This window comes from Geomonas sp., from assembly GCF_035254065.1.
GTDB lineage: Bacteria > Desulfobacterota > Desulfuromonadia > Geobacterales > Geobacteraceae > Geomonas.
The window spans coordinates 1-3,031 of sequence record NZ_DATFBA010000240.1; the positions used below are offsets into that span (position 1 = coordinate 1).

Sequence of the window (3,031 nt, forward strand, 5' to 3'; positions counted from 1 at the left end):
CGCCGATCCGACCCGTTCGCGCCGCCTCGATGATCGCGTCGACGACCGCCGCGGACTTGGCGTCGTCCACCAGGATCTCGAGCTTCACCTTGGGCAGGAACTCCACGCGGTACTCGGCGCCGCGGTAGAGCTCGGTGTGGCCCTTCTGCCGCCCGAACCCTTTGACCTCGCTGACCGTGATCCCCTCGATGCCGATCTCATTGAGGGCATCCTTGACTTCGTCGAGCTTAAACGGTTTGATTATTGCCTCGATGAGCTTCATTGCTTGCCTCCTGTCGCCGCTGGCGCGTTAGTGCCCATCATACTGCAGCTGGCGTGCCAGCTTTTATTTTATCGAAAGTTCGGACAGTTGCGCGGGCAAGGGGTGGCAGGAAGGGTGGCCCCTTGCACATTATTCATGCAAGACGCCGCCAAATTAGGCATGGCGGTTTCCGGGGATACGGGAGCAGGAGATGGGACCGGGAGCGGTGGGGGACCAGAGTGCTGGCGGCGTGGCAGCCACTTCAATGGCAGGGGGGGAGGAAGCTGCACCCCTGCTGGGGCTCTCCCCCCGCCTTCGGGAAGGGGGCGCTACGGGCGAAGAAGCCGGGGATCTCCTGGGGAGGCACCGGCCGGCTGAACAGGTACCCCTGGTAGAGCTCGCAGCGGTGCTTGACCAGGAACTCCAGCTGGGCCGGGGTCTCCACCCCCTCGGCGATCACCTGCAGCTTCAGGGTATGCGCCATCTCGATGGTGGCCAGGGTGATGGCGGCGTCGTCGGGGTCGGTGGTGATGTCGTTGATGAAGGTGCGGTCGATCTTCAAGACGTCCAGCGGGAAGCGCTTGAGATAGGAAAGTGAGGAAAACCCGGTGCCGAAGTCGTCGATGGCGAGCCTCACCCCCATCCCCTTCAGCGCCTTGAGGGTCATCACCGTCTTCTCGGTGTGGGCCATCAGCACACCCTCGGTAAGCTCCAGCTCCAAGAGTGCCGGGTTCAGGCCGGTCTCCGCCAGGATGGCGGTGACGTGCTCCAGCAGCTCGTTCTTCATGAAATGCTGGCCCGAGATGTTGACCGCCAGGGTGACCGGAGGGAGCCCTTCGTCCAGCCAGCTCTTCAGCTGACGGCAGGCCTTGCGCATCACCCACTGGTCGATCTGGATGATGAGGCCGACCTCCTCGGCCAGCGGCAGGAAACGCCCCGGCTCCACCATCCCCAGCTCCTTGGAGTTCCAGCGCACCAGCGCCTCCAGGCCGACCACCTTGCCGGTATCGCTGGAGACCTGGGGCTGGTAGAAGATGGTGAACTCCTCGTCCTTCAAGGCCTTGTGCAGCTGGCTTTCCAGGATGATCCGCTCCAGGGCCTTGGCGTTCATGGACTCGTCGTAGATCTGGTAGCCGTTTCTCCCCTGCTCCTTGGCGTGGTACATGGCGCCGTCGGCGTTTCTGATCAGGTCGCTGGCGGTCACGGCGTCGTAGGGGTAGAGGCTGATGCCGATGCTGGTGGAGACGAAGACCTCCTGCCCCTCCAGCGAGTAGGGGTGCGAGACCGCCTCCAGGATGCGGCGAGCCACCTTGGCCACGTCCTGGAAGTGTTCGATGTCGCAGAGCATGATGGTGAACTCGTCGCCCCCCAGCCTCGACACCAGCGAGGTGGGACCGTCCTCCTCCGCCCGGGCCAGGCAGTCGTTCTTGCGGACGCAGCGCAGCAGTCGGTCCGCCACGTCCTGCAGCAGCCGGTCCCCTACCCCGTGTCCCAGGGTGTCGTTCACCAGCTTGAAGCGGTCGAGGTCCAGGAAGAGCACCGCCAGCATGCGGTCGTTGCGGTTGGCGTAGGAGAGCGCCTGCTCCAGCTGCTGCATGAAAAAGCGGCGGTTGGGAAGCCCGGTCAGGGCGTCGTAGTAGGCCAAGAGCCGAATCTGTTCCTCCGCCCTCTTGCGCTCGGTGATGTCCTGGATGGTGCCGGTCAGGCAGACGGGGGAGCCGTCCTGGTCCAGCACGGTGACCAGTTCCGCGTGCAGGGTGCGCTCGACCGAGTCCGCCAGCAGGATCCGGTAATCGAAGCTCAAGGGGGCGCGGTTGGCGATGGCCTCGCCGATGGAGCTCTCCACGAAGCCGCGGTCCAGCTGGTGCACCGGGTCGAGGATCGGGTTGCCCCCCTTTTCGCCGTCCAGGCAGCAGATGTTGTAGACCTCCTCCGAGCAGTGGATGTCTCCGGTGGCGAGGTCCCATTCCCAGGAGCCTATGTGGGCGAGGCTCTGGGCGTGGGCGAGCCCCTCACGGCTTTCCCTGAGTTGCTCGAGGGTGCCGCTGGCGCGGAGCATGTAACTTACCCGGTAGGGGAGGATGTGCCAGTTGATCGGCTTGGTGATGAAGTCGGTCGCGCCGGCCTCGTAGGCGCAATCGATGGAGTCGAGATCGTCCAGCCCGGTCATCATCAGCACCGGGGTATCGCGGCCTACGCCGGTCTGCCGGATCGCGCTGCAGACCGAGAAGCCGTCGAGCCCCGGCATCATTACGTCCAACAGCACCAGGTCCGGGCCCCGATCCTGGAAGACCGAGAGCGCGAGCTCCCCCGAGTCGGTATCCCAGACCGCGTAGCCGGAGTTCTCCAGGGTCTCCCGCGCCAGCAGCCTGACTGCCTCATCGTCGTCGATGATCATGACCAAGGGGGTCGCCCTCTTGGACTTCCTGGTCAGCATAGATTCCCTCCCTGCAGGGCGTCCCGGACCACCTGATACTCTTGCTCAACCTGCATGAGCAGCGGCAGTGCCCCTTCCGTGGAGCCGGTGCGGCCCAGCGCCTCCAGCTCCTTGCAGACCCCGGCCAGCTTCATGGCGCCGAGGTTCGCGCTGCTCGACTTGAAGCTGTGGGCGGCCGCTTTGAGCTTCTCCGCGTCCCCCCCGGACTCCGCCTCCCGCATGGTCTGCAACAGCGCGGGGGTGCTGGTGAGGTAGAGCTCAACCACCTTGCGCAGGACCTCCTTGCCGCGGTTGCCCGGCAGGCTGCGGATCATATCCAAGGCGCCGTTCATCCTGTCTTGGGCGAGGCCCAC

General features: G+C 65.0%; 3 protein-coding genes. All 3 read right to left on the reverse strand.

The genetic code is table 11. The annotated features are described in order from the left end of the window. Positions 1–262: P-II family nitrogen regulator (locus VJ604_RS11220; protein ID WP_324082525.1), on the reverse strand; the 262-nt coding region annotated here is incomplete at its 3' end. Positions 263–503: 241 nt separating this feature from the next. Beyond that, the gene (locus VJ604_RS11225) at positions 504–2,678 is read right to left on the reverse strand and encodes a putative bifunctional diguanylate cyclase/phosphodiesterase (protein WP_324082526.1); all 2,175 of its coding nucleotides are present in this window, start codon (positions 2,676–2,678) and stop codon (positions 504–506) included. Beyond that, positions 2,672–3,031: Hpt domain-containing protein (locus VJ604_RS11230; protein ID WP_324082527.1), on the reverse strand; the 360-nt coding region annotated here is incomplete at its 5' end. The genes VJ604_RS11230 and VJ604_RS11225, both read right to left, overlap by 7 nt.